At 65.7% G+C, this 6,000-nt stretch carries 5 protein-coding genes; all 5 read right to left on the bottom strand.

Features of this window, described 5'->3' with window-relative positions; genetic code table 11:
- On the bottom strand, window positions 1-235 hold a 235-nt coding region (locus V3T34_RS08750; RefSeq protein WP_442919481.1), incomplete at its 3' end, for a flagellin N-terminal helical domain-containing protein.
- A gap of 156 nt (window positions 236-391) precedes the next feature.
- On the bottom strand, window positions 392-1,672 hold the full coding sequence (locus V3T34_RS08745) for a glycosyltransferase family 2 protein (protein WP_305079486.1): 1,281 nt from the start codon (window positions 1,670-1,672) through the stop codon (window positions 392-394).
- Window positions 1,673-1,730: 58 nt separating this feature from the next.
- Complete coding sequence (locus V3T34_RS08740; protein WP_305079487.1) at window positions 1,731-2,495, bottom strand: class I SAM-dependent methyltransferase; 765 nt, start codon at window positions 2,493-2,495, stop codon at window positions 1,731-1,733.
- Between the two features lie 37 nt (window positions 2,496-2,532).
- On the bottom strand, window positions 2,533-3,957 hold the full coding sequence (locus V3T34_RS08735; RefSeq protein WP_305079488.1) for a GlcNAc-transferase family protein: 1,425 nt from the start codon (window positions 3,955-3,957) through the stop codon (window positions 2,533-2,535).
- A gap of 90 nt (window positions 3,958-4,047) precedes the next feature.
- Window positions 4,048-4,932 carry a flagellin N-terminal helical domain-containing protein gene (locus tag V3T34_RS08730; protein ID WP_063920153.1) on the bottom strand — a complete coding sequence of 295 codons (885 nt, stop codon included), beginning with the start codon at window positions 4,930-4,932 and terminating at the stop codon, window positions 4,048-4,050.
- Window positions 4,933-6,000 lie beyond the last annotated feature (1,068 nt).

Here is a 6,000-nt window from a genome sequence, read left to right as displayed (position 1 = left end):
CGGAGCTCGCGGCGGTGAGGGTGCGCACGGCCTGCTGCATGTTGTCCTGCAGGCCGGACAGGTCGTCGGCGCGCTGGTTCAGGCTGGCAGCGGCGAAGAAGGAGAGGGGGTTGTCGAGGGCGGTGTTAACCTTGTTGCCGGTGGCCAGGCGCGTCTGCGCCAGGGTGGACTCGGCAACGGTCTGCTGGATGGTCACCAGGGTATCACGGATACCCGCGGAAAGCGTCACAGGCATGGTTTATCCTTTTGAATTCCAGGAGCACATTTTCGTGCTAACTGATACCCTAGCCTCAGAACGTTAAGATCGACCCACCATTTATAGTTAAAAAAGCATTTTCATGCCCTCGGACGGTTTCTATGCGATTCCGGACGAGGTCGTTTCTGGCGTATATCAGGCTTGATAGCGCCGCATGGCGGCGGCGAGGTCGATGACGGCCTTGCAGGGGAAGTCGGGGGCGTCGCCGAAGGCGATGTAGGCGGTCGCCTCCGCCTCGCGCGTGTCGCCCTGGCAAAGAAGCGTGACGTCCGGCTCGACCTTGATGACCTCCCGGAAGATCGAGAAGCAGCGCTCGCTCACCACGATCGAGCGGTGTCCGGTGCGGACGAGTTCCAGCACGCAGGCCTCCATGGCCGCGAGCGAGCTCAACTCCGCGCACACCGACGGCGCCAGCGGCGTGATCCCATAGGCTTCGAGGCGGCACTTCAGGTGCCAGGCGTGCAGCCAGTTCTTGTTGCCCGAATACAGATGCAGGTTCAGCGCGACCTCCATCCGGACGTTGGTGAAGTGCTGGATCCGCTTGAGCAGATCGGGCTGCCCCTGGATCCACGACGGGTCGTGGCGCCGGGCGGCGGCCGCGAGATGCTCGATCCCCCCCCGGTACTCGTCCCAGCCGAACAAAGTCTCCACGTTGCCGACATGGGTGTCGTGCCCGCGGGAGACCGCCGTCACGATCGCGTACGGCTCGGGGGCGAACACGACGTCGCCGATCTCGAGCGCGTTCGAGAGCTGCGAGAAGAAATGATAGGTCGTCCGGTCGTAGGGACCGGCGATGTCCGCGACCGCGTTCGTCCGAATGATGTACCACTCGGGGAAGACGTGTCGGTCGAGAACGAAGTCGAGGCAGCGCCCGTGCTCGCCGCGATAGAAGCGCATCTCGCTGTCGATTTCGTACGAACGACCGGATATCTTGTTGTCGCTGTACTCGTCGAGCAGGAACCACGGAGCCTGCACCATGACGATGTCGGGGTCTTGTGCCATCCGCAGGATGTGCTGGCGCAGGGTCTCGCCGATCAGCAGGTCGTCGTTGCCGACGTAAGCCGTGAAGTGGCCCTTCGCCTCGCGCAGGCACGAGAGGTAGTTCGGCCGGAAGCCGACATTCGCCGCGTGACGGATCGACCGGATGTGCGGGCAGGTCTCCGCCCACGACGCGACGATATCCTGGGTGTTGTCCGGAGACGCATCGTCGACGACGAGGATCTCATAGCTGAATCCGATCTGGTCCAGCATCTTGACGTGGTGCTTGAAGAACCGGTCGAGGAGATCCGTCCGCTTGTAGGTCGGCAGGACGATCGAGAGCACCGGCCGGGCGAGTTGCGGCTCGGCGATGCCGTACGACTCGTCCGACGGGGAGGCATCCCGCGCGGAAGCGGCGGCGGCGTGGGCGAGGGACATGAGGCGCTCCGAAGCTGCCTGACAGAGTGGACCCGGGATGGCGCGAAGGGAGGACGGATCAGAGCCAGAAACGGTTGGCACAGAATTCCGGCGAAACCAGCTGGCGCGCGGCCACAGGCTCGGCTTCGTCGATGAGGCGCGCGACGCCGTAATCGGCGAGATCCACGGCCAGCCACTCCGCGACGATGTCGAAGTAGTGCTGCTGCAGGACGGTGGACGCCGGGTTCAGGTTGGTGAGGAACACCAGCCCGGTCGGGGCGGCATCGGTCACGAGGGCGCGGATGTCCGGCCGGTAGCGCCGCAGGATCGGCAGGAGCTTCCAGACGTCGCCCGCCCAGAAATCGGGATTGCGCGACTGGGCCCGTCGCGGGTCGTTCATGCTCCGGGCGGTGATGTGCGCGTCCCCCGGCAGGCAGTCGTGCAGGACGACGACCGAGTTGGGCCGGCAGTGAGCCTCGGTGTGGATCAGGTCGCGCAGGAGGAACTCGAACCGATGCATGCCGTCGAGGAACGCCAGGTCGATCGGCGCACCGAAGATCGCCGTGGGATCGTGGTCCTTGAAGAAGGCGTCGCTGGTCTTCTGGAAGAGGTGGAGCACCTGGCATTCGGCGGGAAGCCCGCCGGTGATCCGGAATTCCGGGTCGACGGCGATCGTCGGGCAATGCGACAGCCGCAGCGTGTTGCCCGTGAAGGTCCCGACCTCGAGATACGTCGCCGGCCGCAGGTTGCGGTGGATCGCCTTCAAGATCTCGAGGTAGTTGACCCCGCCGACGCGGGCGAAGCAATCTTCACCCGACGCGGGTTTGGTGTGGAGGAGCTGCATCGCCGGTATCCTGGAAGCTCGAAAGGCGGAGGTCGTCTCAGGCGCTCAGGGCCTGCGGGGGCGCCTGGCGGGTATCGGGCACTTCGGCCGCCGCGTTGACGCGCTCGACCGAGGCGACGAGGCGGGCGAGTTCCGAGACGAGAGCCGCATGGTCCCAGTTCATGAAGTCGTGCTTCAGCGCATCCCGGCGCGCGAAGATCTCGGCCCCCTTGCGCATCTGGAAGACGTCGGCGAGATCCGACTTCGCGATCGCCAGCATCACGCCGACCATCTCGTCCGACAGCTGCTCGATGGACCACTCCCGCATCGCGATCCGCAGCAGGCGTTCCGTCTCGCTCATCATGGCCGGCGGCGCATGCGAGGCCGAATCGAGGCAGGCGACGCTGAACTTGACGACTTCGCTGATGTTCGGGATGTAGCGCGCCCGCAGCGCGTATTCGCTGACTTGCTTGTTGCGGAAATCGACCCCGGAGAAATCCTCGTACGAGGCGAGGGTGCGGGCCTCGCCGAGGCCGAACATGTCGAGGTCCGCCGTGTCCCTCGGATGGGTCGAGCGCCCGTGCCGGGTCATGTGGTCGAAGCGCATGTAGGCGCGCCGGGTCATGTCCATCGTGCGCGCCTCGTGGGCGGCGTCGTAGTTGGTCTTGCGCTTGAGCGTGTTGTTCTGACGGTACTGATGCCACATCGTGCGTTCGGTGACGGAATACACGTCCCAGCCATGCGTGAAGAGGCGCACGGCGTAGGAGGCTTCCTCCAGGGCGAAGCACTGGTAGGGATCGTAGGGCACGTCCCGGATCATCTCGCCCGGCCCGAACACGCCCCCCGCCAGGAGGAACGGCATGCGGAACTGCTCCTCGACGGGCTCGGTCGGCCACACGCCGGTGAAGCGGATGCCGCCGCAATCGTGGAAGGGTCCGGTGGACAGGAGGCCGGGATACAGGTCCGACAGCACGTCGCCCGGCGACAGGTAGGGCGGCGAGGCGAACGAGAGCAGCGACTTGTCGTTGGGGCAGCGCCGCAATTCGTCGACGAGCGCCGTGTCCCAGCCCTTCGCGAAGATCATGTGCGCGTCGATCTGGAGGAAGTACGCCTCGCCGCGCCACAAGCTCTGGGCCAGGAAGCGCGCCCAGCACACGCCCCGGCTCTCCCGCCAATCGAAGCGCAGCTCGCGCACGCGATCAACCGGAATCTCGGGGCCGGCCAGGTGCTCGACGTCCTCGACGGGGTCCATCTGCCGGACGAGCCCGACCGTGACGCGCTCCGGCCGGTCGGCCTTGGCGAAGAGGTCGGCGATCGTCCTCTGGCATTCCGGATCGCGGAAGGCCGCGATCGAGACGAAGATGCGGTCGTGCCCCCACGCCTTGTCGGGAACCGTCGGATCCCCCTCCGCGCGCACGGCGAGGGCGCGCTCGTGGTGGCCCTGCAGGTCCTGGTCCTGTAACGGCCGAGCAAGATGCAGCATCGTAGAGCTCGAAGGCTGGCCGACCGCGGAAGGTCGCGTGAGGCTGGTGCGGGAATCGTCGCCGGGCCGCGGATGGCGGCCGGACGGGGCTTACTTCAGAAGCTGGAGGACCTGCTGGTCGCGCTGGGTGGCGAGCGACAGGGCGGTCTGGGCGAGCTGGCCGCGGGTGTTGAGCGAGCTCAGCTTGGCGCCTTCCTCGTTCAGGTCGGCCAGGGTCAGGTCGCCCGAGCCACTCTTCAGCGTGTTGACCATCGAGGTCGTGAAGGCCTGGCGCGCCGCCATGATCGCCTGCGTCGAGCCGAGGCCGCTGGACTCCGTCCGCAGCGTACCGATCGCGGTGCTCAGCTGGGTCAGCTTGGCGGCGATCGCCGCGTCGCCGACCGTGTTGCTCGTCGCCGAGGTGCCGCCGGCCACCGTCGTCGCGTTGGTCCACGCGCCCGCGGCGGACGTCGGCACGCCGAGGTTGCTCGAGGTCAGGGCGCCGGTGCCCATCGAGCCGGCATTCGTCTGGATCGACAGGGTCGAGGTGGTCGACTTCGGGTCGAACGAGACGTTCAGCTTGTCGCCGTTGAGCAGGTTGGTGCCGCCGTAGCCCGAGTTCTTCATCAACTCGTCGACCTGGGAGAGGATGGTGTTGAACTGGGTGGTCAGGGTGTTGCGGCGGGTCGGATCGCTCTCGGCGGCGGCGGCGTTCGCCAGGCCCTGGGCGGTCTGGAACAGCTTGGTCATGCCGTCGATGCCGGCGCTCGCGGCCGCAATGGTGCGCACGGTCTGCTGCATGTTGTCCTGCAGACCGGACAGGTCGCTGGCCCGCTGGTCGAGGCCGGCGGCAGCGAAATAGTTGAGCGGGTTGTCGAGGGCGGAGTTGACCTTCTTGCCGGTCGCCAGCCGATTCTGGGCGATGGTCGCGTCGGCAACGGTCTGCTGAATGGTCACCAGGGTGTCGCGGATACCCGCAGAAAGCGTCACAGGCATGGGTCGATTTCCACTTCGTCAAGCCAGTTGCCGTGTTGTACGGCGTTAATGATTAATAAAACGTTCTCTTTGCCCCGCCGCGGCCGTACCATGGGCCTCCGGAACAGCGCCTGATGCGGATCTCGGCAGCGTCATCGACGACAACCATGTGTTCCGGGATTACCCCGGATTGCATCGACCGGGGCGGATGGGAGCAAACGACATGACGACGATCACCACGTCTCGATCCTGCCGGATCGAATTCTTCACATCGGAAAACAACGTCTCGGTTGGTGGTTTTGCAAAACATCAATCGATTATATATATTATTTATACCAAGATAAAACATGATTTTTTGGATCATTTACTGTATTAAGAATTGTTTTCGATGAATTTTATTGTACTAAAAATGCGGATATTGATGTCGACGGCCTCGTCGATACACTTCGGCGCGGCCCGAAGCGCTCGCGCGCATGATCATGTCTAGGTCTTTACCAAACTACGGGCCGCGAACTGGTCGCCGGACGGTCGTGCGGACCAGCGGCCTTCGCACCACTTATTCACAATCCGCCCACGAAAAACGGAGGCGGGCGCAGCGCAGACAGCCCCGTTCGGTCTTGGCGTTTACTCTTTTCCCGCTGGGACGAGACGCTCGCGGCCGACGATCTCCGCCGGCCTACCCCGGTCTTCCTAGGCATCACGTCTTAGGCCGCCCGGTCGAGCGGCCGTCGTCCGGAGGAGAGGGCATGGATGCCGGGAGAGCGACCGCGCCGTCCCGGGGGGGGGCGGATCGAAACGGCGATCTGCGATCGCGGCATCCCCGAGCCCCGCCGCCCTGTCGCGGAACGGGCCGGCTCGCCGATGCCATCGGGCGGTAGGGCAGGATCGTGCCGCCGGTGCCCTCGGCGCCGCGGAGCGCGGTCCGCGTGCCGTCCGGCCGGGACCCCTCGCTCAGGGCGATGGGGGAGACGCGCGGCGCGCCGGGGCATCGAGTGGCGCGCACGCGAGCGGCCCCGGCCGCCGACCCACGCGCGGCGGCGCATGGGGACATCCGAGGCGAGAATCGCCGTCGCGATGCGGCGTGACGAG

Source organism: Methylobacterium ajmalii, assembly GCF_036448855.1.
In the GTDB taxonomy this organism is placed as follows: Bacteria; Pseudomonadota; Alphaproteobacteria; order Rhizobiales; family Beijerinckiaceae; genus Methylobacterium; species Methylobacterium ajmalii.
Note: the sequence above shows the minus strand (reverse complement) of the source record. Positions and strands in the feature narration are given on the sequence as shown.

Coding starts and splice junctions, on each gene's coding strand:
- V3T34_RS08745 (WP_305079486.1), bottom strand. CDS start 1,672: ATGTCCCTCGCCCACGCCGCCGCCGCTTCCGCGCGGGATGCCTCCCCG.
- V3T34_RS08740 (WP_305079487.1), bottom strand. CDS start 2,495: ATGCAGCTCCTCCACACCAAACCCGCGTCGGGTGAAGATTGCTTCGCC.
- V3T34_RS08735 (WP_305079488.1), bottom strand. CDS start 3,957: ATGCTGCATCTTGCTCGGCCGTTACAGGACCAGGACCTGCAGGGCCAC.
- V3T34_RS08730 (WP_063920153.1), bottom strand. CDS start 4,932: ATGCCTGTGACGCTTTCTGCGGGTATCCGCGACACCCTGGTGACCATT.